The sequence below is a fragment of the Afipia dichlorophenoxyacetatis genome, assembly GCF_055386385.1.
This window is the reverse complement of record NZ_AP029250.1, coordinates 4647985-4673525: the sequence shown is the minus strand read 5'-3', so window position 1 is coordinate 4673525 and position 25541 is coordinate 4647985. Positions and strand designations below refer to the sequence as shown.

25 protein-coding genes and 1 tRNA gene are annotated in these 25541 nt (G+C 58.8%); 22 read left to right on the top strand and 4 right to left on the bottom strand.

Annotated features, from left to right (window positions below; all coding sequences use genetic code 11):
* The first annotated feature begins 128 nt into the window (after positions 1–128).
* The 7 genes from ACZ5C3_RS21900 (at position 129) to ACZ5C3_RS21870 (ending at position 6829) form a co-directional block, all read left to right on the top strand.
* Complete coding sequence (locus tag ACZ5C3_RS21900) at positions 129–1109, top strand: tripartite tricarboxylate transporter substrate binding protein BugD (RefSeq protein WP_464032986.1); 981 nt, start codon at positions 129–131, stop codon at positions 1107–1109.
* A 179-nt stretch (positions 1110–1288) separates the two neighbouring features.
* A complete protein-coding gene (locus ACZ5C3_RS21895; RefSeq protein WP_464032984.1) occupies positions 1289–2083 on the top strand; it encodes a thymidylate synthase in 795 nt (264 codons plus the stop codon).
* Positions 2080–2616, top strand: coding sequence for a dihydrofolate reductase (locus ACZ5C3_RS21890; protein WP_464032983.1), 537 nt, complete (start codon positions 2080–2082; stop codon positions 2614–2616). The genes ACZ5C3_RS21895 and ACZ5C3_RS21890 overlap by 4 nt, the downstream gene beginning before the upstream one ends.
* Before the next feature lie 178 nt (positions 2617–2794).
* Complete coding sequence (gene hflK / locus ACZ5C3_RS21885; RefSeq protein ID WP_464032981.1) at positions 2795–3946, top strand: FtsH protease activity modulator HflK; 1152 nt, start codon at positions 2795–2797, stop codon at positions 3944–3946.
* Complete coding sequence (gene hflC / locus ACZ5C3_RS21880; protein WP_464032979.1) at positions 3943–4857, top strand: protease modulator HflC; 915 nt, start codon at positions 3943–3945, stop codon at positions 4855–4857. The genes hflK and hflC overlap by 4 nt, the downstream gene beginning before the upstream one ends.
* A gap of 42 nt (positions 4858–4899) precedes the next feature.
* Positions 4900–5100, top strand: coding sequence for a DUF2065 domain-containing protein (locus tag ACZ5C3_RS21875; RefSeq protein ID WP_464032977.1), 201 nt, complete (start codon positions 4900–4902; stop codon positions 5098–5100).
* 205 nt (positions 5101–5305) lie between these two features.
* On the top strand, positions 5306–6829 hold the full coding sequence (locus tag ACZ5C3_RS21870; protein WP_464032975.1) for a DegQ family serine endoprotease: 1524 nt from the start codon (positions 5306–5308) through the stop codon (positions 6827–6829).
* Between the two features lie 68 nt (positions 6830–6897).
* Here the strand turns inward: ACZ5C3_RS21870 and serB are convergent, their stop codons facing one another.
* Positions 6898–7791 (bottom strand): phosphoserine phosphatase SerB, encoded by an 894-nt coding sequence (serB, locus tag ACZ5C3_RS21865; protein ID WP_464032973.1) that lies wholly within the window; start codon positions 7789–7791, stop codon positions 6898–6900.
* Between serB and miaA the strand changes: the two genes are divergently transcribed.
* The 7 genes from miaA (at position 7792) to ACZ5C3_RS21830 (ending at position 14993) form a co-directional block, all read left to right on the top strand.
* Complete coding sequence (gene miaA / locus ACZ5C3_RS21860; protein ID WP_464044272.1) at positions 7792–8793, top strand: tRNA (adenosine(37)-N6)-dimethylallyltransferase MiaA; 1002 nt, start codon at positions 7792–7794, stop codon at positions 8791–8793. It begins immediately after the preceding gene.
* 237 nt (positions 8794–9030) lie between these two features.
* On the top strand, positions 9031–10809 hold the full coding sequence (locus ACZ5C3_RS21855; RefSeq protein WP_464044271.1) for an acetolactate synthase 3 large subunit: 1779 nt from the start codon (positions 9031–9033) through the stop codon (positions 10807–10809).
* A 21-nt stretch (positions 10810–10830) separates the two neighbouring features.
* Positions 10831–11373 carry an acetolactate synthase small subunit gene (ilvN, locus tag ACZ5C3_RS21850; RefSeq protein WP_464032970.1) on the top strand — a complete coding sequence of 181 codons (543 nt, stop codon included), beginning with the start codon at positions 10831–10833 and terminating at the stop codon, positions 11371–11373.
* 24 nt (positions 11374–11397) lie between these two features.
* Positions 11398–12276, top strand: a complete 879-nt coding sequence (locus ACZ5C3_RS21845) for an EamA family transporter (RefSeq protein ID WP_464032968.1) — start codon at positions 11398–11400, stop codon at positions 12274–12276.
* On the top strand, positions 12273–12878 hold the full coding sequence (locus tag ACZ5C3_RS21840) for a LysE family translocator (protein ID WP_464032967.1): 606 nt from the start codon (positions 12273–12275) through the stop codon (positions 12876–12878). The genes ACZ5C3_RS21845 and ACZ5C3_RS21840 overlap by 4 nt, the downstream gene beginning before the upstream one ends.
* A 154-nt stretch (positions 12879–13032) precedes the next feature.
* Entirely contained in the window at positions 13033–14052 is a 1020-nt protein-coding gene (gene ilvC / locus ACZ5C3_RS21835) for a ketol-acid reductoisomerase (protein WP_464032965.1), read from the top strand.
* 95 nt (positions 14053–14147) lie between these two features.
* Positions 14148–14993, top strand: coding sequence for an SDR family NAD(P)-dependent oxidoreductase (locus ACZ5C3_RS21830; protein ID WP_464032963.1), 846 nt, complete (start codon positions 14148–14150; stop codon positions 14991–14993).
* A 12-nt stretch (positions 14994–15005) separates the two neighbouring features.
* Here ACZ5C3_RS21830 and ACZ5C3_RS21825 read toward each other — a convergent pair whose 3' ends face one another.
* Together ACZ5C3_RS21825 and ACZ5C3_RS21820 are read right to left on the bottom strand one after the other, a co-directional pair.
* Positions 15006–16568 (bottom strand): ABC transporter permease/substrate-binding protein, encoded by a 1563-nt coding sequence (locus ACZ5C3_RS21825; protein ID WP_464032961.1) that lies wholly within the window; start codon positions 16566–16568, stop codon positions 15006–15008.
* A complete protein-coding gene (locus ACZ5C3_RS21820; protein ID WP_464032959.1) occupies positions 16565–17350 on the bottom strand; it encodes an ATP-binding cassette domain-containing protein in 786 nt (261 codons plus the stop codon). The genes ACZ5C3_RS21825 and ACZ5C3_RS21820 overlap by 4 nt, the downstream gene beginning before the upstream one ends.
* 124 nt (positions 17351–17474) lie before the next feature.
* Here ACZ5C3_RS21820 and ACZ5C3_RS21815 point away from each other — a divergent pair, with 124 nt between their 5' ends.
* The 8 genes from ACZ5C3_RS21815 (at position 17475) to ACZ5C3_RS21780 (ending at position 24590) form a co-directional block, all read left to right on the top strand.
* Entirely contained in the window at positions 17475–18425 is a 951-nt protein-coding gene (locus ACZ5C3_RS21815) for a polyphosphate kinase 2 family protein (protein WP_464032957.1), read from the top strand.
* A gap of 129 nt (positions 18426–18554) precedes the next feature.
* Positions 18555–18695: a hypothetical protein gene (locus ACZ5C3_RS21810; protein ID WP_464032955.1), complete on the top strand. Its 141-nt coding sequence runs from the start codon at positions 18555–18557 to the stop codon at positions 18693–18695.
* A 101-nt stretch (positions 18696–18796) separates the two neighbouring features.
* A complete protein-coding gene (locus ACZ5C3_RS21805) occupies positions 18797–20362 on the top strand; it encodes a 2-isopropylmalate synthase (RefSeq protein WP_464032953.1) in 1566 nt (521 codons plus the stop codon).
* A gap of 267 nt (positions 20363–20629) precedes the next feature.
* The gene (locus ACZ5C3_RS21800; RefSeq protein ID WP_464032952.1) at positions 20630–21631 is read left to right on the top strand and encodes a TRAP transporter substrate-binding protein; all 1002 of its coding nucleotides are present in this window, start codon (positions 20630–20632) and stop codon (positions 21629–21631) included.
* Between the two features lie 213 nt (positions 21632–21844).
* The gene (locus ACZ5C3_RS21795) at positions 21845–22366 is read left to right on the top strand and encodes a TRAP transporter small permease (RefSeq protein ID WP_464038399.1); all 522 of its coding nucleotides are present in this window, start codon (positions 21845–21847) and stop codon (positions 22364–22366) included.
* Positions 22366–23652, top strand: a complete 1287-nt coding sequence (locus tag ACZ5C3_RS21790) for a TRAP transporter large permease (RefSeq protein ID WP_464032950.1) — start codon at positions 22366–22368, stop codon at positions 23650–23652. The genes ACZ5C3_RS21795 and ACZ5C3_RS21790 overlap by 1 nt, the downstream gene beginning before the upstream one ends.
* Before the next feature lie 89 nt (positions 23653–23741).
* Positions 23742–24335 (top strand): Spy/CpxP family protein refolding chaperone, encoded by a 594-nt coding sequence (locus ACZ5C3_RS21785; protein ID WP_464032949.1) that lies wholly within the window; start codon positions 23742–23744, stop codon positions 24333–24335.
* Between the two features lie 179 nt (positions 24336–24514).
* Positions 24515–24590: transfer RNA gene (locus ACZ5C3_RS21780), tRNA-Lys, on the top strand.
* Between the two features lie 462 nt (positions 24591–25052).
* On the opposite strand, the gene ACZ5C3_RS21775 is transcribed toward ACZ5C3_RS21780, so the two are convergent.
* Positions 25053–25226, bottom strand: coding sequence for a hypothetical protein (locus ACZ5C3_RS21775; protein ID WP_464032947.1), 174 nt, complete (start codon positions 25224–25226; stop codon positions 25053–25055).
* Positions 25227–25541 lie beyond the last annotated feature (315 nt).

The window sequence follows — 25541 nt, the reverse complement described above, 5'->3', positions numbered from 1 at the left end:
AGAGGGGTGCGGCGTTGGGCCGCGCCCTTCAGCCCCAAGTCGAATAGACTCCTCCGCCAAGGTGATGTTGACACTGGCGGACAGGATCACCTGTCCGTGATTAGAAAAGTTGTCTCCGGGAGAAGGCTATGAATTTATTTCAGCGTATGCTCGCGACCTGTGCGCTTTCGGCGCTGGGCGCAGTCAGCGCGATTTCCGCACAGGCGCAGGATTACCCCACGCGAAACATCACGATGATCGTGCCGTTCGCGGCGGGTGGCCCGACCGACGTTATCGCGCGCATCGTCACCGGCCACATGCAGCAGACACTTGGCCAGTCGATCATCATCGAGAACGTGGTTGGTGCCGGCGGCACCACTGCTTCGACCCGCGCAGCACGTGCGACGCCGGACGGCTACACGCTCATCACCGGTCATATGGGCACGCATGCCGCCTCGGTGCCGCTGTATCCGAATCTCGCCTATCACCCTGACACGAGCTTTGAGCCGGTCGGACTGCTGGCCGGCACGCCGATCCTGATCCTCGCGCGCAAGGATTTCCCGCCGAAGGATCTCAAGGAGTTCGTTGCTTATGTGAAGGCGAACACCGAGAAGCTCAACGCGGCTCACGCCGGTGTGGGTTCGGTGTCCTATACGTCGTGCCAACTGCTGAATTCGGTGCTCAAGATCAATCCCACAGGCGTGCCGTTCAACGGTACAGGTCCCGCGATGAACGCGCTGGTCGGCGGCCAAGTCGACTTCATGTGCGACCAGATTGTGAATGCCGTGCCGCAGATCAACGCCGGCACCATCAAGGCTTACGCAATCGCCACTCCGGAGCGCAATCCGTCGTTGCCAAACGTGCCGACCACGGCTGAGGCAGGCTTGCCCGAATTCCAGGCGCAGGCCTGGAACGCAGTGTTCGCGCCGAAGGGGACTCCGCCGGAAATCGTTGCAAAGCTGAATGCAGCTATTGTGAAGGCGTTGGATGATGAGACGGTTCAGAAGCGTCTGCTCGAGCTGGGAAGTGTCATTCCCAAGAAGGATGAACGGTCTCCCGAGGCACTTCGCACACTGGTCCGCAGCGAAATTGCCAAGTGGACCCCGGTGCTGAAGCCGGTCTCCAACTGACCGTATCGATATTGCTTGATTGCGAAGGGCGGAACGAGAGTTCCGTCCTTCGTCGTTTTGGAGCCACGGGACCCTCATTTTTCGGGGTATAATCACTATCTAAGCCCGAATCACCGCAGACGGCTGCGTCACGGGGCGGCTAGAAAGCATAGGGCCTACGCCTGCGAGCCGGATAGACCATGAACCAGTATCACGATCTGCTAGAGCGAATTCTCAGCGATGGGGCGGAGAAGACCGACCGCACCGGCACCGGTACGCTGTCCGTGTTTGGCCACCAGATGCGGTTCAACCTTGCATCGGGATTTCCGATGCTCACCACCAAGAAGCTGCCGCTCAAGGCGATCGTCTATGAACTGCTCTGGTTTCTGAAGGGTGATACGAACATCCGTTATCTTCAAGAGCACAACGTCACGATCTGGGACGAATGGGCGGACGAGAATGGTGACCTTGGACCGGTCTATGGATCGCAGTGGCGCTCATGGCCCGCGCCGGATGGCCGCAGCATCGACCAGATTTCAAACGTCATCGACATGATCCGGAAAAATCCGGACTCCCGCCGCCTGATCGTCAGTGCATGGAATCCTGCCGAAGTGGACAAGATGGCGCTGCCGCCATGCCACTGCCTGTTCCAGTTCTATGTCGCCAATGGCAAGCTCTCCTGCCAGCTGTATCAGCGTTCCGCTGACGTGTTTCTCGGTGTGCCGTTTAACATCGCATCCTATGCGCTGCTCACGATGATGGTTGCGCAGGTGACAGGATTGAAGCTCGGCGATTTCGTTCATTCGCTCGGTGACACACACCTGTATTCCAATCACCTTGAGCAGGCGCGGCTGCAGCTCACGCGTCCGACGCGGCCGCTGCCGACGATGACGATCAATCCCGAGGTGAAAGACATCTTCTCGTTCCGCTACGAGGATTTCAAACTCGAGAACTACGATCCGCATCCGCACATCAAGGCCGAGGTCGCAGTGTGATCGCATCGGTGTCTGCCGGCGAACATCTGGACATCGTTTTTGTCGTGGCTATCGCCGAGAACGGTGTTATCGGCCTCAATAACGCGATGCCGTGGCGCCTGAAGTCCGATTTACAGCGCTTCAAGAAGATCACGTTGAATCGCCCGGTCATCATGGGGCGCAAAACGTTTGCATCCATTGGCAAGGCGCTGCCCGGCCGGACGAACATTGTCGTCACGCGCGACAACACATTTCAGGCGCCTGGCGTGGTTGTTGCAACGTCCCTTGAGGCCGCACATGACATTGCGCGCGGTGACGCGCTGCGGCGTTTCGTCACTGACGTCATGGTGATCGGCGGCGCCGAACTGTTTTCACAATGGATGCATATGGCGGATCGGCTGGAGATCACACAGGTGCATGCCACGCCGGAAGGCGACACGTTTCTGGCTCCGGTTAGCCCAAAGGAATGGGAAGAAGTGGCCCGCTTTCGCCACGTGAAGGGTGAGAATGACACGGCGGATTTTTCCTACGTCACATATAAGCGGCATAGCTGAGGCCGCCCCCGCATATAGTCGCAGTGTACGCGTTAACCGCGTCGGGCGATGTTTACATTGACAAATTTCGCCTGAGCCCTAGCTCTTTCGAGCCGACAACCTGCGTTGTAAGGACCGGGCGCGTCCCCTATAAGGCCAGAGATTGCAAGGCGAGAGCCCTGCGCGGAGGAGAGTATCGATGCCGTGGAAGAATCAAGGCGGAGGCCCGTGGGGTCAGGGTCCGAAAGGCCCATGGGGGTCGGGACCGCAGTCGCAGGGACCACGACCGCCTGATCTCGAAGACCTTCTCCGCCGTGGTCAGGACAAGTTGCAGAATTTTCTGCCGGGTGGCCACCTCGGCGGCATGGGCATTCTCCTGGTTCTGGCGGCTGCGGTGGCCATCTGGGGACTGTCCGGTTTCTTCCGTGTGCAATCCGAAGAGCTCGGTGTCGTGCTGCGTTTCGGCAAGCATGTGCGCACGGTGCAGCCGGGTCTGAACTATCATTGGCCTTACCCGATCGAGACCGTGCTGCTGCCGAAGGCGCTGCGCGTATCGACGCTCAGCATCGGTATGCGCGTCGTCGACGATTCACGGCGCGGTGGCGGTACTGCTATCCGCGATGTTCCGGAAGAGAGCTTGATGCTCACGGGCGACGAGAACATCGTCGACGTCGATTTCACGGTGCTCTGGCGCATCAAGCCGGATGGCGTCGGTGACTTCCTGTTCAACATTCAGAATCCCGAAGGCACCGTGAAGGCGGTAGCCGAAAGTGCGATGCGCGATGTGATTGGCCGCTCCAACATTCAGCCGATTCTGACTGGTGCACGCACCACGACGGAAGCTGCAGTGCTCGAACTGATGCAGAAAACCCTCGACTCGTATGGTTCAGGTATTTTGATCCAGCAGGTTCAGATGCAGAAGGTCGATCCACCACAACAGGTCATCGACGCATTCCGTGATGTGCAGGCTGCACGTGCCGACCTTGAGCGATTGCAGAACGAAGCGCAGACCTATGCCAACCGTGTGGTGCCTGATGCGCGCGGTCGCGCTGCTCAGATTCTACAGGTCGCGGAAGGCTACAAGGAACAAGCGGTTGCGGAAGCCAAGGGCCAGAGCGCGCGTTTCCTGAAGGTCTATGACGAATACAAGAAGGCGCCGGACGTGACGCGCGAGCGCCTCTATCTTGAGACGATGGAACGAGTGCTCGGCGGCGCCGACAAGCTCGTGCTCGATCAGCAGAACGGTGGATCATCTCCTGGTGTTGTGCCGTATCTGCCGCTCAGTGAAATTGGGCGCCGCACGTTGCCGACCCCGGCACCAGCGCAACAACAGGGCGGGAGCACCCGATGAAAAACGGCATCGCAGGTATTGTTGCTCTGTTAGTGCTGCTGGTCGCAATCGTCGTTGGCTACAGCTCGATCTTCACCGTGAATCAAACCGAGCAGGCATTGTTGGTGCGGCTTGGTGAGCCCGTGCGCGTGGTCACGGAACCAGGACTGAATTTCAAGGTTCCGTTTATCGACACAGTCATCACCATCGATAAGCGTATTCTCGACCTCGAGAATCCGTCGCAGGAAGTCATCGCTTCGGACCAGAAGCGTCTCGTCGTGGACGCGTTCGCGCGGTATCGTATCAAGGACCCGCTGCGCTTCTATCAAACCCTGGGTTCGATCCAGGCCGCCAACATTCAGCTGACGACGCTGTTGAACGCTTCTCTGCGCCGCGTGCTCGGTGAGGTGACCTTTATCAACGTTGTACGCGATGAACGCGACGCATTGATGAGCCGCATTCGCGAGCAGCTCGATCGTGAAGCCGCGAGCTACGGCATCTCGGTGATTGATGTCCGTATCCGCCGCGCCGATCTGCCTGAGCAGAACAGTCAGGCGGTGTATCAGCGGATGCAAACGGAGCGCCAACGCGAGGCGGCTGAATTCCGTGCGCAAGGCGGTCAGAAGGCGCAAGAGATCCGATCCGAGGCCGATAAGAAAGCGACCGTCATCATTGCGGATGCCAATTCGCAGGCAGACCAGATCCGTGGCGAGGGCGACGGCGAACGCAACCGGTTGTTTGCGGAAGCTTACGGCAAGGATCCTGATTTCTTTTCCTTCTATCGTTCGATGTCGGCCTACGAAGCCAGCTTGAAGAACAATGATACGCGCTTCTTGCTTAGCCCGGATTCGGAGTTCTTCCGTTTCTTCGCCAATCCGACTGGCAAGCCTGCGGCTGCTCCGGCAAATGCCGGCGCCACCCCTCAGCGTTGATATGAAGGTCCTCCGGCGCGGCCAGGCGGGAGCGCTTGGCGAATGAAATCCATCGGGTACGGCGATTTTCTTGTCGGGATCGGGATGGTGCTTGTTATTGAGGGGCTGCTGTTCGCAGCACTCCCTCATGGCATGCGCTCGGCCATGAAAAGCGTATTGTCCTCACCGGACAATATGCTTCGGGTGGTCGGACTGATCTCTGCGGTCTTAGGCCTGATTTTGATCTGGCTGGTGCGCCACTAGTTTTCACTGAACGGGTGGCCGGTTTGCGTTATACTGGTTGCCAATCGAGCTGTCCTGACGTCGCCGTGACCGGGAAAGCCGGGTTTTCGCCGCAATCGGTACGTTCATCATGGGAACACGCCCAGTTGGCGACGCTTGCCTCCATGTGGTTTTCGAGCGCACTGTAGAGCCAATGATCCGACCCATTTTAGGAGATCTTTCGACCATGTCCGATGCGTTTCAAGCATTGACTCGCCGCATGCTGCCGCTGGCTACCGCGATTGGCCTCGCCGTCGTGGCAACGCCCGCCTTTGCCCGTGGGCCGGACGGCATTGCGGATGTCGCGGAGAAAGTGATCGACGCGGTCGTCAATATTTCCACATCGCAGACCGTCGACGCGAAGGGTGGAGGTGATGAAGAAAAAGGCAGCAACCCAGGGCGAGGGAACAAGCGCGGCTCCAATCCGCAGCTCCCGCCGGATTCCCCGTTCAGCGAATTTTTCGACGAATTTTTCAAGAACCGCCGCGGCGGAATGGGCAACGGCGGCAATGCACCACGGAAGGTGAATTCGCTGGGATCCGGGTTCATCATCGATACCGATGGCACCGTGGTGACGAACAATCACGTCATTGCCGATGCGGATGAGATCAACGTCATTCTCAATGACGGTACCAAGATCAAGGCTGACCTGATTGGTCGTGACAAGAAGAGCGACCTCGCGGTGCTCAAGTTTACCCCGCCGGAGAAGAAGCTCACCGCGGTCAAGTTCGGCGACTCCGACAAGCTGCGGCTGGGTGAATGGGTGATCGCCATCGGTAACCCGTTCAGTCTCGGCGGCACCGTGACCGCGGGCATCGTCTCGGCACGTAACCGCGACATCAATTCTGGTCCGTACGACAACTACATTCAGACCGACGCTGCCATCAATCGTGGCAACTCCGGCGGACCGCTGTTCAATCTCGATGGTGAAGTCATCGGTGTGAACACCGCGATCATCTCCCCATCGGGTGGTTCGATCGGCATCGGCTTTGCCGTGCCCTCGAAGACGGTGATGGGCGTGGTCGATCAGCTGCGCCAGTTCAAGGAAGTTCGCCGTGGCTGGCTGGGTGTTCGCATTCAGCAGGTGACCGACGAAATTGCGGAAAGCCTCAACATCAAGCCGGCACGTGGCGCGCTGGTCGCGGGCGTTGACGATAAGGGGCCGGCCAAGCCCGCGGGCATGGAGCCCGGAGATGTCGTCGTCAAATTTGACGGCAAGGACATCAAGGAGATGAAGGATCTGCCGCGTGCGGTCGCTGATACTGCAGTCGGCAAAGCGGTGGATGTCGTCGTTATCCGCAAGGGCAAGGAAGAGACCCTCAAGGTTACGCTCGGCCGTCTCGAGGACGGCGAGAAGCCGGTCGAGGCATCCGCCAAGACCACGGGCCCTGCGGAAGCCGAGAAGCCGGTCACGCAAAGGGCGTTGGGTCTTGATCTCGCTGGTCTCAGCAAGGATCTGCGGACGCGCTACAAGATCAAGGACAGCGTCAAGGGCGTGGTCGTGACCAACGTCGATGCCGCGTCCGATGCTGCTGAAAAGCGCCTCGGGGCCGGCGATGTCATCGTTGAAGTGGCACAGGAAGCCGTGACCAACGCCGCTGATGTGAAGAAGCGCATCGATCAGCTTAAGAAGGACGGCAAGAAGTCGGTGCTTCTGCTGGTGTCGAACGGTGAAGGCGAACTGCGGTTCGTCGCGCTGAGCCTGAAGTAAGGCAGTTCTGCGCAATCATTTTTGTTATGGCCGGGCTTGTCCCGGCCATAAACATTTATGGGCTCATTTCAGCCGGAGACGAAGTCCGACCGCCTGAAGCCCTGCGCATAAAGCAGTGCGGTGAGATCGCCGTGATCGATCCGGGCTTGGGCGGCCGCTGCGACAGCCGGCTTGGCGTGATAGGCGACGCCCAGTCCTGCCTGCTCGATCATGCCGAGATCGTTGGCGCCGTCGCCGACCACCAGCGTATCCAGATTATCCAGGTCGAACGACTCGCGCAGATCAATGAGCGTCGAGAGCTTCGCTTCACGTCCCAGGATCGGCTCCGCCACGCGGCCCGTCAGTTTGCTGTTCTCCATCAGCAGTTCGTTAGCGCGGTTTTCCTGAAAGCCGATCATTTCGGCAACGCGCTTGGTGAACAGGGTGAAGCCACCTGACACAAGGCATGTGTACGCTTTATGAGCCCGCATGGTGCGTACAAGCTCAATTGCGCCGGGCGTGAGAGTAATGCGCGTTTTGAGAACTTCATCGACGACCGAGATCGGCAGGTCCTTCAGGAGCGCGACGCGTTCGCGCAACGCAGGTTCGAATTCGATCTCGCCGCGCATAGCTCGTTCGGTGATAGCCGCAACATGGGCCTTGAGCCCGGCGAAATCAGCCAGTTCGTCGATGCATTCCTGACCGATCATGGTGGAATCCATGTCGGCCAGCAGCAGCTTTTTGCGTCGGTCGAGCTGCGGTTGCACAACGATATCTGCGCGGATGCCGTCCATCGCCTCGCGCAGACGATTGGAAATTGTATGGATGTCGTCGGTGCTGCTAAACCGGATATCAGCTGCGACGCCCTCGAACAGCCAGTCGCCATGCTCGGGCGAGGGGAGCGCGGAACGTGCGGCATCGATGGCCGTGCTGTCGAGCTCGGGTTCGGCGGGATTGCAGATCAGCGTGGCGACAAGAGACATATGGGCCTGATGTTGGACGAGGATGTGAGGCGGAAACAGGGCGTTCCTGAAGCGGTGCTTATCGCAGGGCCAACGGCCAGCGGCAAGTCGGCGCTCGCGCTCGCACTTGCCGAGGCCACCGGCGGCATCGTCATCAATACTGATTCCATGCAGGTTTATCGCGACTTGCGGATCATCACCGCGCGCCCAACGCCGGAGGATGAAGCGCGCGCGCTGCACCGTCTCTATGGCTATTGCGATGCGTCGGTGAATTGTTCGGCCGGGTCGTGGGTTGCGGACGCAGCTGTCGTTTTAAAAGAGGCGAGGGTCGCCAACCGCCTGCCCATCTTCATTGGCGGCTCTGGTCTCTATTTCAAGGCATTGACCCGAGGCTTGTCGGCGGTGCCGCCAGTTCCGGCCGAGGTCCGCGAGACTATCCGTCTGCGCCTCGAACAAGAGGGCGTCGAGGCGCTGCATGCCGAGCTTGCAAGGCGCGATCCTATGTCCGCCGAGAAGCTCAAACCGCGCGACCGCACCCGTATCGCCCGTGCACTGGAGGTCATTGAGGCCACCGGGCGTCCGCTGCGAGACTGGCACCAGGACGGCCTGCCCCCGCTGCTCCCGGCCGATCAAACGGTCGCGGTGTTCCTCGCACCGGACCGCGATGAGCTCTACGGCCGGATCGACAGGCGCTTCGAGACAATGATGAAGGCGGGGGCGCTTAAGGAGGTCGAACGGCTCGCGGCGCGGGGCCTCGATCCGCTGCTGCCGGCAATGAAGGCCCACGGTGTGCCGGCGTTGATCCGCTACCTGAAAGGGGAGATCTCGCGGGAGGAGGCGATCGAGATCGGCCAGGCTGATACGCGTCATTACGCCAAGCGTCAGTTTACCTGGTTTAGGCACCAGCTACCGGAGTTCGAATGGGTCGCGCCCAATGAGGCCGGCGCATGGCTCTCCCACGCACTTTCGCTCTCGTCGAATGCTTCGGGAGCGGATACGCTTCCAAATACAGTGAAGACTTGACTTTCGGCTCGCGGGCCGTATAACCGCCGCGCAACCTTTGGAAAATCGCAGCCATTCATGCGTAATAAAATTACAAGCGTAATTATTCTTGTCGTACCCTGGCACACCGCCGGGGGTGGCTGACGGCCACCCACGACAAGGCGGTGTGCGAAGGGTCCTCTCGGGCCCTTTTTTATTGTCCGAATCTGTCTGTCCAAGTCTCGAACCACCCGCGCCACGAGCGCTCCGGAGCGAACCATGAGTGAGAGCAAGAAACACGATCCCAACCAGATGACCGGCGCGGCGATGATCGTACGCGCGCTTGCCGATCATGGGGTCAAGCACATCTTCGGCTATCCGGGCGGCGCGGTCCTTCCGATTTACGACGAGATTTTCCAGCAGAGCGAGGTCGAGCACATTCTGGTGCGGCACGAGCAGGGCGCTGGCCATGCTGCGGAGGGCTATGCCCGTTCGACCGGTCTGCCGGGCGTCGTGCTGGTCACCTCGGGGCCGGGTGCGACCAATATGGTCACGCCGCTCACCGACGCACTGATGGATTCGATCCCGCTGGTCTGCATCACCGGTCAGGTGCCGACGCATCTGATCGGTAACGACGCGTTCCAGGAATGCGACACGGTCGGCATCACACGGCCCTGCACCAAGCATAACTGGCTGGTCCGCCGCATTGAGGATCTGCCCAAGGTGTTGCATGAGGCCTTCTACGTCGCCACCACGGGCCGCCCCGGTCCGGTGGTCGTTGACGTGCCGAAGGATGTCCAGTTCGCCACCGGCACCTATCATCCGCCGCGCAAGTCTGATGTGCATGTCTCCTACGCACCACGCGTGAAGGGCGATGCCATCCAGATTCGTAAGGCTGTTGCGTTGCTTGCGTCGGCCAAGAAGCCGGTCATCTACACTGGTGGCGGCGTCATCAATTCCGGCGTTGAAGCTTCGAAGTTGTTGCGCGAGCTAATCGAGGCAACGGGCTTTCCGATCACGTCGACGCTGATGGGGCTCGGCGCCTATCCGGCCTCGGGCAAGAACTGGCTCGGCATGTTGGGCATGCATGGCACCTACGAAGCCAACATGGCGATGCATGATTGCGACGTCATGCTGTGTATCGGCGCGCGCTTCGATGACCGTATCACCGGCCGCACTGACGCGTTCTCGCCGAACTCGAAAAAGATCCACATCGACATCGATCCCTCGTCGATCAACAAGAACATCCGTGTCGATGTCCCGATCATCGGTGACGTCGCGAACGTGCTCGGCGACATGCTGCAGGTATTTAAGGCAGAAGCGAAGAAGCCGGACATCAAGGCGTGGTGGGCGCAGGTCGACAAATGGCGGGCGCGCAACTCGCTCGCTTACAAGAAGAACAACGATATCATCCTGCCACAATACGCGATCCAGCGGCTCTATGAGCTGACCAAGAACCTCGACACCTACATCACGACCGAGGTCGGTCAGCATCAGATGTGGGCTGCGCAGTTCTATGGCTTCGAAGAGCCGCATCGCTGGATGACATCCGGCGGCCTCGGCACCATGGGCTATGGCTTGCCGGCGGCGCTTGGCGTGCAAGCGGCGCATCCGGACAGCCTTGTGATCGACATCGCGGGCGATGCTTCGGTGCAGATGACGATCCAGGAAATGTCGTCGGCCGTGCAGCACGAACTGCCGATCAAGATCTTCATCCTGAACAACCAGTACATGGGAATGGTTCGGCAGTGGCAGCAGTTGCTTCACGGCAATCGTCTGTCGCATTCCTACACCGAAGCCATGCCGGACTTCGTCAAGATGGCGGAGGCTTATGGCTGCGTCGGGATGCAGGTCACGAAGCCTGGCGATCTGGATGGGGCCATTCAGGACATGATCAAGGTCAAGAAGCCGGTGCTGTTCGATTGCCGCGTTGCAGCGCTCGAAAACTGCTTCCCGATGATTCCATCGGGCAAGGCGCATAATGAGATGTTGCTGCCGCAAGAGGCCAATGACGAAGCGACCGCTGCGGCTTTCGCCGGCGGCAAGGCGCTGGTCTGAGACAGGATTGAGGAAATGACAATGGACCAGCCTGCATCCGCCTACTTCATGGAAGATCGTCACGATCCAAACGAGACGCACACCCTTGCTATTCTCGTGCAGAACGAGCCGGGTGTGCTCGCGCGCGTCATCGGCCTGTTCTCGGGCCGCGGTTACAACATCGAAAGTCTTACGGTGTCGGAAACCGAGCATGCCAAGCACATGTCGCGCATCACCATCGTGACAACCGGAACGCCGATGGTGATCCAGCAGATCAAGCATCAGCTCGATCGGATGATCCCGGTCTATCGCGTCGTGGACATGACCCTCACCGGTCGGTCTATCGAACGTGAGCTCGCGATGGTCAAGGTGAAGGGCACGGGCGATCCGCGCGCTGAGGCGCTGCGGCTCGCGGAAGCCTTCAGGGCGCGCGTCATTGATGCGACCACTGAGAGCTTCATCTTCGAGATCACCGGAGCGTCCGACAAAATCGATCAGTTCGTCGCGCTGATGGTGCCACTCGGTCTTGTCGAAGTGTCGCGCACCGGCGTCGCTGCGATCTCGCGCGGGCCGGAGGGAATGTAGCAACTTCGGCGTGAATGAACTGACATGAAGCCCACAGACATTGTTCTTGCGATTGGCGTGGCCATCGTGTGGGGGCTTGCATTCGTGGCGAGCAAGATCGGATTGCAGGAGCTTTCTCCTGCAATGTTCTGCGCGCTGCGTTTCGCAGTGGCGGCGGTGCCGTGTCTGTTTGTGCGCAGGCCGGCGATCTCGTTGCGGCTGTTCGTTTCGCTCGGCGTAACGATGCTGCTGTTTCAGTTCCTCGCGCAATCCTACGGGATTGCCCATGGTGTCCCCGCCGGATTGATGGGCGTCATCGTTCAAACGCAAGCGCTGTTCACTGTGATGCTCGCAGCATTCGTGCTGCGCGAAATGCCGACGCGGGCGCAGGTGATCGGGATCGGCGTAGCGATGGTGGGGTTGGCGATGATCTGCGGCACCGTGGGCTATGACTTCAGCCTTCAGGCCTTTGTGATCAGCATGATCTCCCCGATCAGCTTCTCTATTGGTAATCTGTTGCTGCGGCAGACCGGCAACGTGCCGATGCTGGATCTAACCGCCTGGCTGAGTCTCATGCAGGTGCCGCCCTTGCTTGCGATTTCCTTCATCACCGAAGGTCCGCAAGCCGCCATCCATTCTGTCCTCAGCATGTCGTGGATTGCGGTCGCCAGCGTTCTTGCGGTGGGTATCTTTTCCACGAGCATCGCGTATCTCGCTTGGGGGCGCCTTATGCGGACCTATACGGCCGCGCAGGTGGTTCCGTTCGCGCTGCTGGTGCCCTTCGTAGGGGCGGCCGCATCGACCGTCGTGTTCGGAGAGACCTTTGGTCCGTTGCGCCTTGCCGGGATGATGGTTGTGGTCACGGGCATTGCAATCATGCTGCTGCTCGGCCGTTCACGTAATCTGCCGAAGGTTGCGTCATGATTTCCCACGAACTGCTCGCAGCCTTTGTTGTTTTCGCCACCGCGGCTCTGTTCACGCCGGGGCCGAACAACATCATGCTGATGGCGTCGGGACTGAATTACGGCTTTCGCCGCACGCTGCCTCATGTTGCAGGCGTAACACTCGGCTTTTCGTTCCTGGTGGCGGTGATCGGATTTGGGCTTGGCGCGGTGTTCGCTGCCTATCCGATCCTGCACACGATCTTGAAATATGCCGGGGCGGCTTACCTCATCTATCTCGCCATCGTGATCGGAATGTCCGGTCCGTCCGATGCCAAGGAGGTCGCGGAAGGCAAGCCCATGACCTTCCTTGGCGCGGCCATGTTTCAGTGGATCAACGTCAAGGGCTGGGTGATCGCGGTGGGTGCGATCGCTGCCTATGCCGCAGTCGCGGCGTATCCGCTCAATATCGTGATGTTGTCCGTGCTGCTTTTCGTGATCGGGCTGGCGTCCTCGATGACATGGGTCCTCCTGGGTACCTCATTACAGTCGCTGGTCCGGTCGCCCCGCGCGGTCCGCATCTTCAACATCGTCATGGCCGTGCTGTTGCTGGCCTCGCTTTACCCCGTTCTGAAGGAGCCCTGAGTTCGTTGCACTGCAGAAATGGGGCTCGCGGGCTTGTCTCGCGGCACCTGCCGCCCTACACAACGGCGGCAATTCATCTGGGTCTTTTGGCCCAAACCACCCCGAAAACGTCCGGTAAGGCCGCCGTTGGCCGCCAAGAAGAGGAACTGAGAGCATGCGTGTTTATTACGATCGCGACGCCGATCTGAACCTGATCAAGGGCAAAAAGGTCTGCATTATCGGCTACGGCAGCCAGGGCCATGCCCACGCGCTGAACCTCAAGGACTCGGGCGTCAAGGACGTGGCCATCGCGCTGCGCAAGGGTTCGGCCTCGGCGAAGAAGGCCGAGAACGCGGGCTTCAAGGTGATGGAAGTCGCCGAAGCCGCCAAGTGGGCCGATGTCATGATGATGCTGACGCCTGACGAACTGCAGGGCGACATCTATCGCGATCACCTGCACGCCAACATGAAGCAGGGCTCTGCGCTGCTGTTCGCGCACGGCCTCAATGTTCACTTCAACCTGATCGAGCCGCGCGCCGATCTCGACGTGCTGATGGTCGCCCCGAAGGGCCCAGGCCACACCGTTCGTTCGGAATATCAGCGCGGCGGCGGCGTGCCTTGCCTGATCGCGATCCACAAGGACTCGTCCGGCAATGCGCACGACCTCGGCCTGTCCTACGCATCCGCCATCGGCGGTGGACGCGCCGGCATCATCGAGACCTCCTTTAAGGAAGAGTGTGAAACCGACCTGTTCGGCGAGCAGGCTGTGCTCTGTGGCGGCACTGTTGAACTGATCCGCGCTGGTTTCGAAACGCTGGTGGAAGCTGGCTACGCTCCGGAGATGGCCTACTTCGAGTGTCTGCACGAGCTGAAGCTGATCGTCGACCTGATCTATGAAGGCGGCATCGCCAACATGAACTACTCGATCTCCAACACTGCGGAATACGGCGAGTACGTCACCGGCCCGCGCATCATCACCTCGGAAACCAAGGCCGAGATGAAGCGCGTGCTGACCGACATTCAGTCCGGCAAGTTCACCCGCGACTGGATGCTCGAGAACAAGGTCAATCAGGCGTCCTTCAAGGCGACCCGCGGCCGTAACAACGAGCACCAGATCGAGGCGGTCGGCGCCAAGCTCCGCGACATGATGCCCTGGATCAAGGAAAAGGCTCTGGTCGACAAGACCAAGAACTGATCCATCGAGCCTGATCAGGATTGTGACAACGGGACCGCATTTGCGGTCCCGTTTTTCGTTGTACGGTGCTTCCATTCAACACACGGAAGGTGCGCATGAAATCCGTCGTCATTACCGGTGTCTCGACCGGCATCGGGTGGGGGACCGCGAAAGTATTGCTCGGCCATGGCTTCAGGGTCTTTGGCAGTGTCCGCAAGCGGGTCGACGCGCATCGACTGCAAGACGAATTCGGCTCCAATTTCACGCCTCTGCTGTTCGACGTCGCTGATGAAGCCGCAGTGCATGGTGCCGCGCGCGAGGTGCGCGCAGCACTCAATGGCGAGACCTTGAGCGGGCTCGTGAACAACGCGGGCGTTGCTGTGTTGGGACCTGCACTGGAGCTTCCCATCGCCGAGTATCGGCGGCAGATGGAAGTCAATGTCATCGGGCAAATCATTGCCACGCAAGCCTTCGCGCCTCTGCTCGGCGCCGATCGCTCGTTGAGGGGAGCGCCGGGGCGGATCGTGATGATGAGTTCGGTCTCGGGCCAGAACGGAAATCCGATGCTGTCGCCTTACTGCACCTCGAAATTCGCGCTCGAAGGCTTTTCCGAAAGTATCCGTCGCGAATTTATGGCGTATGGCATCGATGTGGTTGTGATCGGACTGGGAGCGGTCAAGACGCCGATCTGGAGCAAAGCCGAAGACGTCGATATCTCGGTCTACAAAAACTCACCGTTGTTTCCGGCACTCGAGAGAATGCGTAAGTATATGCTGAAGTTAGGCGAAAGCGGTTTGCCGGCAGAGACGATCGGCGAACTTGTTCATACGGCGCTGACAAGTGCGCGTCCAAGGGTGCGCTATGTCATCAGCACCGAGCCTGTTCAATTGTTCATCGGAAAATTTCTGCCCAAGCGTTTCGTCGACAGGATCATCGCTAAAAGTCTTGGACTGGTGTCGTAACGCTGCGCGCGACTACTTTTTTGATATCCTGTCCCATAGCCATCGCGCCACGGAATCCGGAGAACTGTCACCATCGTTGGTGCTGGCGCGCAAATTAGCTTCGCGCATCGTGGTGATGTTTATTTTCCCAAGCAGCGGTTTCAGTGTGTCGCGCAACGCGGCGTCGTCGGCGCGTTTAGGGGATAAGAGCACAACGGCATCGTAGGGTGGGATCGCTCGCTTGGGATCGTCGAGCACGACGAGATCGTATTTTGCAATGAGGCCGTCGCTGGTGTAGCCCGCAATCACATCGACATCGCCTGACGCAACGGCTGCATACATGAAATCCGGCTGCATTTGCCGCTGCTGGCGGAACGCCAAGCCATAATTCTGCTTGATTGCCGTCCATTCCGGGCGTGAGAAAAATTCATAGTCGCCAGCGATGACGAATGAGCCGGCACGCGATGCCAAGTCGGCGATCGAGCGGATACCTAGCTGTTCCGCACGCTTGCGCGGCATCACCAGTGCATAGGCATTCTCAAAACCGAGCCCGCCGAGCAGCGTTATTTTGTAGCGATCAGAGAGCGTTGTCTTCAGTGCATCGAGCAATTCCTGTCGCGGCAACATATCGGTGCGCTTCAGCAGATTGAGCCACAGCGTGCCGGAATAATCGACATAGACGTCGATGTCATTGGAGGCGAGTGCCTCGAAGATCACGTTCGATCCCAAGCCTTCGCGTGAACTGGCGGGTAATCCTGCTGCCTGCAGGCGCTGTGCCATCAGCGAGGAGAGGATGTATTGCTCGGTGAAGGTTTTCGCCCCGACAATGTAGCTTGTTCGCGCGCGCTCGAGCCACGGAATGAGAGTTGCAAAGATCAGCGCAGCGATCCCGAGGACTCCAAGGGCCACGCGAATTCGGCTGCGAATTTTTATGCCGTTCTCAATCAGTGCCAGCAATTGATCGACAGCCAGTGCCAATGCGGCAGCAGCCGCGCAGCCGAACAGCACAAAGACCCAGTTCTGGGTCTGCAGGCCCGCAAAGATGTAATTGCCGAGACTGGTCTGCCCGATAGGCGTCGAGAGCGTAGCGGTACCGATCACCCACACAGCGGCGGTGCGGATGCCCGCCATGATCACCGGCAGTGCCAGCCGCAGTTCGACCATGAACAGCGATTGCCGTGCCGTCATGCCGACGGCTTCGGTAGCCTCCATGATCGCCGGATCAATTCCACGAAGCCCGGTAATGGTGTTCCGCAACACAGGCAGCATGCTGTAGAGGGCGAGCGCGAGCACGGCCGGGAGAAATCCGAAGGCTGAAAAATCGACGCCGAACCATCGCAGGGAGAACGCCGCCAGCGCCAACAGCAATGGATAGAACAGCGCCAGCAGCGCAAGGCCTGGGATTGTCTGGACGACGCTGGCCACGCCGAGCGCGGCATCGCGCAGCAGAGGGCGACGCCGCACAATGAGGGCCAGCGGCAAACTGATCAAGAGACCGAGGGCAAGTGCCGTCAGGCTGACGCGCACGTGATTGCCGAGATAGTCCGGCAGGCGTGTCAGTGCGTCGCTCCATCGCGGGTCTGACCACAGGTTCATTGCGGGCCTTTCGGCAGCAATTCCTGCAGGCGATCAGCCTGGCGCCGCGGTGTGTCGAGCAATTCGCGCACATAGGCACTGTCGTTCTCCGACAATTCCTGTGCCGAACCTTGCGCGATGAGATGACCGTTGCGCATGACAGCCACGCGATCGGCAAGCAGCAGGGCTTCTGCCATGTCATGGGTGATCATGATCGTAGTCAGGCCGAGCTCTCGATGAAGCGTTCGATAGTCGTCGCCCAACGCGTTCCGCGTCAATGGATCGAGTGCACCGAACGGTTCATCCAGCAGGACAATTTGTGGCTTGGCGGCGAGCGCCCGCGCCACACTAACGCGCTGGCGCTGGCCACCTGAGAATTCATGAGGAAGGCGATCGCGGCTTGCGCGGTCCAACTGAACAAGGTCCAGAAGTTCATCGACGCGTTTTGAGATGTCGCTGGTCGAGTCGCCGAGTAGATGCGGTGTAATGCCGATGTTACGGGCGATGCTCATATGGGGGAAAAGCCCGCCGCTCTGAAAGACGTAGCCAATACTCCGGCGCAATGTAATGGGATCGACCTTGCGCACGTCATCGCCGTGGACGCGCACAGTGCCGCTGTCTGGATTGAGCAAGCGATTGGTCAGTCTCAGGAGTGTGGTTTTGCCGGAGCCTGAGCCGCCGACGATGGCGAGAAATTCTCCCGCAGCAACGCTCAGAGAAACGTCATTGAGTGCCGTGACACGGCCATGCTCGAAAGTCTTGCAAACACGGTCGTAGGCGATAGCGGGCACGGCGTCATTCATGATGCCATGATGAACTATTGGCCTCGGCCTGTCGACCGTTACGGGTTCACCTCTCGCTGAACGGGTCTGGCGGATAGCGCCACTGGCGTGTAGCCTCCTTGCAGATAATCGGAGCAACCAATCCATGGCGAAGAACGGCAAGGAAACAACACAGCCTCTCGCACGACAGCTGAAACAATATGTGGACCCGTTCCGTGTCGACGGCACAGAGGAATTCCATCTCAAGTTTCACAAACCGAACGAGAAGGGCGATCTCGATAAGGAAGCCGCCAACAAGATCATTGACGAGAATCGCGACCGGTTGCGGGATCTGCAGGAAAAGCTCTACGCGCAGGACAATTGGTCCGTTCTGCTGATTTTCCAGGGTATGGATGCCGCGGGCAAGGACAGCGCCATTGAGCATGTCATGTCGGGCATCAATCCCCAAGGCTGCCAAGTTTATTCATTCAAGCAACCTTCGTCGAAGGAGCTTGATCACGATTTTATGTGGCGCACGACAAAGAGCGTTCCCGAGCGTGGACGTATCGGCATTTTCAATCGATCTTACTACGAAGAGGTGCTGGTCGTTCGCGTGCATCCAGAAATCCTGGAGAAGCAAAAGATTCCGAAGGAGCTTGTCACCAAAAACATATGGCGCGAGCGCTTCGAGGATATTGAAGCGTTCGAAAAATATCTGGCCCGCAACGGCACATTGATTCTGAAGTTCTTTCTCAACGTCTCGAAGGAAGAACAACGTCAGCGCTTCCTGGAGCGGCTCGATGAGCCGGCCAAGAACTGGAAATTTTCTTTGGCTGACGTGTCCGAGCGCAAGCTATGGGACAAGTATCAGGCGGCCTATCAGGACATTCTTCGCCACACGTCGGCCAAGCACGCACCGTGGTTTGTGGTGCCCGCGGATCACAAATGGTTCGCGCGGGTGGTGATCAGTTCGGCGATCGTGAGTGCGATGGAGAAGCTCGATCTCCGTTTTCCGGAAGTAGAAAAGGGGGCGATAGAGGAGTTGAAGAAGGTGCGCGATGCGCTGGAGCAGGAAGGGAAGGGCTCGACCAAAAAGCAGAAAGCCAACGGGGGCTGATAGGGCAGTCTTGCTGACCCATTTAGCGGTTGCCGGTCCTGCATTTTGTCGTTTAGAAGGGGCCGGTGAAGCGCTCCGGCAACCATCCGTCAACGGTTTGGGCCGATCATACGCTTCCGGGGAAATGGAATGATGATTCGCGGCGACATCCAGGGACAGCAGGGAACAGCGGCACGGGCTGCTGGTTTCATTGCGATTCCGGCTGCGTCGGTCCCCTCGCTGCTTCGTCCGGCACTTCTTGGCGGGCTTCTGCTTCTTACCAGCCCCTGAGGGCCGTCTGGGCATTTGCGCCTGGGCACTCAGGGGTTCGACGAAGCACCGAAACCTGACCGCGCCCTGAAGCGGCGCAAATTGACCGAAGGATGATCCCCATGACCACCCCGCACCAGTCCGACAAGGACCGCGTCGTTATTTTCGACACCACTTTGCGCGACGGCGAGCAATGCCCCGGCGCCACCATGACCTTCGAGGAAAAGCTCGAAGTTGCTGAGCTGCTCGACACTATGGGTGTCGATATCATTGAGGCCGGCTATCCTTTTGCATCGGACGGTGATTTCGAGGCCGTCCGCGAAATTGCCAAGCGTGCCAAGAATGCGGTGATCTGCGGTCTTTCCCGCGCGGCGCATAAGGACATCGACCGTTGCGCCGAAGCCATTCGTGTTGCCAAGCGTGGTCGCATCCACACGTTCCTCTCCACCTCGCCAGTCCACATGAAGTACAAGCTGCAGATGGAGCCGGCACAGGTCTACGAGATGGTGATCTCGTCCGTGACGCGGGCGCGCAATCACACTGATGACGTCGAATGGTCTGCGGAAGATGCCACTCGTACCGAATTCGATTTCCTGTGCCGTTGCGTCGAGGCCGCGATCAAGGCCGGCGCCACCACAATCAATCTCCCGGACACGGTCGGTTACGCCGTTCCCGAAGAATACTTCGACATGTTCAAGCGCATCCGCGAGACCGTGCCGAATTCCGACAAAGCCGTATTCTCGGTTCACTGTCATGACGATCTGGGCATGGCAGTTGCAAATTCGCTCGCAGGTGTGCGCGGCGGTGCGCGGCAGATCGAATGCACGATCAACGGTATCGGCGAGCGCGCGGGCAATGCGGCGCTCGAAGAGATCGTGATGGCGATGCGCGTTCGCAACGACAAGATTCCGTTTTGGAACAAGATCGAGAGCACGTCGCTGACCCATGCATCGAAGGTCGTGTCTGCGGCAACGTCGTTCCCGGTGCAGTACAACAAGGCCATCGTGGGCCGGAATGCGTTCGCGCATGAGAGCGGCATTCACCAGGACGGTATGATCAAGAATGCCCAGACCTACGAGATCATGCTGCCGGAGACCGTCGGCCTCAGTGCAACCTCGTTGGTGATGGGCAAGCATTCAGGCCGTGCCGGCCTGATCCACAAGCTGGAGGAGCTGGGCTACAAGCTCTCGAAGAATCAGATCGAAGACGTATTTGTGCGTTTCAAGGCACTCGCCGACCGCAAGAAGGATATCTACGACGAAGATATCGAAGCTTTAGTCGATCAGGAGATGGCGCATTCGCATGACCGCATTCGTCTCGTCTCGCTGACGGTCATCGCAGGTACGCATGGTCCGCAGCGCGCTACCATGAAGCTCGATATCGATGGCCAGGTGAAGATCGAAGAAGCCGAAGGCAATGGCCCGGTGGACGCGACCTTCAACTGCATCAAGTCGCTGGTGCCGAACGAGGCCAAGCTGGAGCTCTATCAGGTGCACGCCGTCACTGCGGGCACTGATGCGCAGGCTGAGGTTTCCGTCCGTCTTTCGCAGGATGGTCGTTCGGTGACGGCGCGTGCCGCCGATCCCGATACGTTGGTCGCTTCAGCCAAGGCGTATTTGAGCGCCCTTAACAAGATTGTCATGAAGCATCAACGTGACACTCATGTGGTGGCTGCGGCCGGCCACTAGTGCGCTGGACTTGACGTCCGTATCGGTATTGCAGCGAGTCATCATTACGAACGTCAAAAAAGGTAACGCTCTATCGCAGTCAGATATCGTAGCCAGATAGAAACGCGGCGGACAATCATGTCTGCCGCGTTTTGCGTTGCAGCAATTAACTTTCGCCCCCTTCTAACGGTCAATGGTATTGACCAACCGTCTCTGCAATGCTCCGGTCCGTCCGGAATTCGGGACCGCTTAGATATCGGTTCCAGCTAAAGCCCCTCGGGAGGAAACATGAAAAAACTCATTCTGGCTGCGGCCTCGTTCGCGGCCCTCGCACTCGTTGGACCAGCGTCAGCGCAGTCGCCGATCGTCATCAAGTTCAGCCACGTGGTGGCGCCGAACACGCCGAAGGGGCAAGGGGCTGACAAGTTCAAGGAGCTCGCGGAGAAGTACACCAACGGCAAGGTCAAGATCGAAGTTTACCCGAACTCCCAGCTTTACAAGGACAAGGAAGAGCTTGAAGCGCTGCAACTCGGCGCAGTGCAGATGCTGGCTCCATCGCTTGCAAAGTTCGGCCCGCTCGGCGTGAAAGAATTCGAGGTTTTCGATCTCCCTTACATCATCCCCGACAAAGCTGCGTTGGCGCGTGTCACCAAGGGAAAGGTCGGTCAGGACCTGCTGAAGAAGCTTGAACCCAAAGGCATCAAGGGTCTCGCTTATTGGGACAACGGCTTCAAGATCATGACGTCGAACAAGCCGATGATTCATGTCGCGGATTTCCACGGCCTGAAGATGCGGATTCAGTCGTCCAAGGTGCTTGAAGCTGAAATGCGTGCGCTCGGCGCCATTCCTCAGGTGTTGCCGTTCTCTGAAGTCTATCAGGCGATGCAGACCGGCGTTGTCGATGGCAATGAAAACACGCCGTCGAATTGCTACACCCAGAAAATGCACGAGGTGCAGAAGTACGCCACTCTCTCCGATCACGGCTACATCGGTTACGCGGTGATTGTGAATAAGAAGTTCTGGGATGGTCTTCCGGCCGATGTCCGTCCTCAGCTCGAGAAGGCGATGGCTGAAGCAACGGACTACGCCAACAGCATCTCGCAGAAGGAAAATGACGACGCTATTACGGCAATGAAAAAGGCCGGTACCACGACCTTCCACGACCAGACGCCGGAAGAGAAGGCGGAGTGGACCAAGGCGATGCAGCCTGTCATCGATGAAATGGCTTCGCGAGTCGGTAAGGATCTGATTGCCGAATTCCAGAAGGAAGCCAACGCCAAGACCAACTGACAAGACCGGTCAGGGTCATCAAATGCAGGAAACGGTCCGGGTGCTCCGGACCGTTTCTTCACAGGGGGCCGCAAGACTGCGGCCGCGGGGTCAAATCATCGTTGAGTAATACCGCATGATGCCCAAATCGTGCGGTCGGGAGTAGGGGACACGACATTGGGCGTCTTTTTGCGCATCCTTGATCGACTCGAGGAGACCATCATTGCATCGCTTATGGCGGGCGCAACGCTGTTGATTTTTGTGGCGGTGGTTCACCGCTATGGAACGGGTATCCCGTTCCTTTATCCTTACCTGAGCCAGATTCATCTCGCCTGGGCACAGGAACTTTGCATCTACATGTTCATCTGGATGGCGAAGTTTGGTGCGGCCTACGGCGTGCGCACCGGCATCCATGTTGGCGTCGACGTTTTGGTCAACAAGCTGAATCCGCAATGGCGCAAAGGCGTGACCTTATTCGGTTTGCTTGGCGGTGCGCTGTTTACGGCAATCGTCGGCACCATGGGCGCCAAGTTCGTCATCGAATTGTACAGCACGGATCAAACGTCCCCGGATCTCGAACTTCCGAGCTGGATCGTCTACCTTTGCATTCCGCTCGGTTCCTATTTGATGTCTTTTCGTTTCCTGCAGGTCATATTTTCGTACTGGCGCTCGGGTGAGTTGCCTCACCACGATCATACACACGTCGATGGCATCGAAGTCGATCCCCAGCTTCCGATCAGCCGGGGAGAAGCCTGATGAGCGCCGCCCTGATTTTCGGATTGCTGTTCGCGCTGATGCTGACCGGCATGCCGGTCTCGATTTCGCTCGGCCTCACCGTGCTGACCTTCCTCTTCACCATGACGGAAGTGCCGATCGAGAGTGTCGGTCTCAAACTGTTCTCTGGTCTCGACAACTTCGGAATCATGGCGATTCCGTTCTTCATCCTGGCTGGGACGTTCCTGACTCGCGGTGGTGTCGCGCGGAGGATGATTGATTTCACAACGTCGCTTGTCGGGCATTTGCCGGGTGGGCTGGGGCTTGCAGGCGTCGCGGCTTGCGCGATGTTTGCTGCCATCTCGGGATCAAGCGTGGCCACCGTGGTGGCGATCGGCTCCATTATGATGCCAGCAATGGTCGATCATGGCTTCCCACGCCGTTTCGGTGTCGGCGTGATTTCGACGTCCGGTGCGCTTGGCATCCTTGTGCCGCCATCGATCATTCTTGTGCTCTATGGCATCTCCACCAACACGTCGATCGGAGCTCTGTTTATTGCAGGCATCGTGCCGGGTCTGCTGCTTGCTGCCATGCTGGCGCTCGTTACCTGGTTTATCGCGTGGAGAAACGATTACCCGCGAATGCCACGTGCAACGTTTGCGCAGCGATGGAAAGCTTTCCGGGAGAGTCTGTGGGGGCTTCTGCTGATTGCCATCGTGCTGGGCGGCATCTATGGCGGTCTATTTACGCCGACGGAAGCCGCTGCGGTCGCCGCGGTCTATGCTTTCGTCATCACCGTGTTTGTTTACGGTGAACTCAAGCTGGTCGATGTGCCGAAAGTGCTGCTTCAGGCCGCGAGCATGAGTTCAATGCTCCTCTACATCATCACCAACGCGGTGCTGTTCTCGTTCCTGATGACGCATGAGCAGATTCCGCAGGAGATGGCGGCCTGGATCCTCGACAAGAACTTCAGTCCTTGGATGTTCCTGCTCGTCGTCAATATCGTGCTGCTGGCGGCGGGGAACGTGATGGATCCGTCCTCGATCCTGCTGATCATGGCGCCGATCCTTTATCCTCTGGCGACCAAGATCGGTATCAATCCTGTTCACCTGGGAATTCTCATGATCGTGAACACCGAGGTTGGTCTGTGCCATCCTCCGGTCGGGCTGAACCTCTATATCGCGAGCAGCATTGCGAAGATGGGAATCAGCGAGATTACGGTCGCTGTATTGCCGTGGCTGCTGGCGATGCTCGTATTCCTCGGTCTTATCACCTATGTGCCTGAGATCTCGCTCTGGCTGCCGCGTCTCCTGGGAATGATCTCTTAATAAGCGTTCAGCAAGCTTTCCAAAGCTTAAGTTGAGTTCATGTTGATTGGTGGCATCCTCCGGGTACCTTTTACCTCGGAGATGCCCCCATGAAGAAAGTCATCCTCGCCGGCGTTGCCGCAGTTGCGATTATCGGCTCGAGCGCCGTTTATGCGCAGCATCGCTTTCACCATCATCACCGTATGAGCGTCGAAGATCGCGCAGCCTTTCTGGATGCGAAGATCGCAGCCGTGAAGGCCGGTCTCAAGCTCACACCGGAGCAGGAAAAGAACTGGCCGGCGGTGGAGAGCGCGGTGCGCGACTTCGCCAAGCAGCGCATTGATCTTGCCAATGCCCGCATGCAGGAACGCGAAGCCCGCCGTGCCGAGCGACGTCAGGATGGTTCTGGCTCCGACGCCGCCCGCGACCAGACCCGTGATCCTGTCGCGCGCCTGCGCGAGCGTGCTGACCGGCTCGCCGCCACGGCTGCCAGCCTGAAGAAGATCGCCGATGCGGCTGATCCGCTCTATAAGAGCCTCGACGACAACCAGAAGCGGCGGCTGGCGATGCTGACCCGTATGGGCGGCGAGCACGGCTGGCGCCGGCATGGCTTCGGCGGATTCGAGCGCGGCATGAGCAACGATGGCGATCAGGATCGCGGTCCGGGCCGTCATCGTGGCTCTGAAGGCTCCGAACGCCTTTAAAATTATCGGGTAACAGGTCTTCAACCTTTGGAAAGCCGCCGGATTCCGGCGGCTTTCTCGCTGTGGATCGTCCAAAATTCTTTTGCATTTTCATGCAGGAAAACTGACCACATTGCTGGACATGACAGTTTCGCTTTGCTAAACGACGCCGTCCCGCAAGGAACACTCCGGTTGGATCCGGGCGCATAGCTCAGTTGGTAGAGCAGCTGACTCTTAATCAGCGGGTCCCAGGTTCGAGCCCTGGTGCGCCCACCAAACAAATCAAGCACTTAGCTAGTTTGGTCCCCGCTAAAACCCCCTACGGTTTACGGTTTCGTTCTCTTTTCGAGCTTTCGACCGCTGCTTCTGCCAGCTTTACGTCGCGGCCTAGATAGTGAGCGATCGAGCTGCCTCCACGTCCTTCAGGCTGTGGCCGGTGACGTCGCAATCTGAGGTACGGTGGCTTCAGCCAGAGGAAGCCGAACGACCGCCGATCCCGCAGGTCATGGAATGCCAAATCCTTTGCGCCCGCCCTCAGTGCATGCCTTGCCCCATGACGTCCGAAAGCCGTTAGAGGTTCAGGGACGGCCATACGTGTTGGTCTGGACGAGATCGGCTACGGCGCTCGGTGTGGTGGGATGCCTGCCTCAGCGGCTGGCCCACAGGCACGACCCACGCGCCGACCAGTTTTCGATTGCCGCAACCGAATGTGAGTGCCGTCATAAGCCGACGGCAACGTCAGCAGATCGCCTTGGCGCGCTGGTCGGTCCAAAGCGCCAGCAGCAGAGCAATCTCGATTTCGTCTGGTGCGATCGAGAGCAGGGCCGCAAGATCGTCCTCGGTCCAAATCGTGTCGGTTCGGTCGGCTTCATAAAGCCGGCCGCCGCGCTCACAAGGGGGCGTCTCGATCAAACCTCTGTCCTTCACAAAGGATACGATGCGAGTCAACGCAATCCGGCTTAGTCAGCCTTTCGCGGCGTCTGAGCGAAGCCGATAGATTGCCCCTTGGACACACTCAGCGACTTGCAAGCGTCTCAAACATCAACGCAGGAGAAATGAAGGGCAAAGCGCGCGCGTCGTACTTAAGGGAATTCATAAGGTCGGAATGCGAAGGCCGCGTTTGTCTCAGAGAGGCGCACGATCACATTTCGGTTATTCCTTACCGTGGAAGAAGGAATGGGGCTGACGATGAGCTAAACAATCTCCGATTGTTTTCTCCTTTGCCTG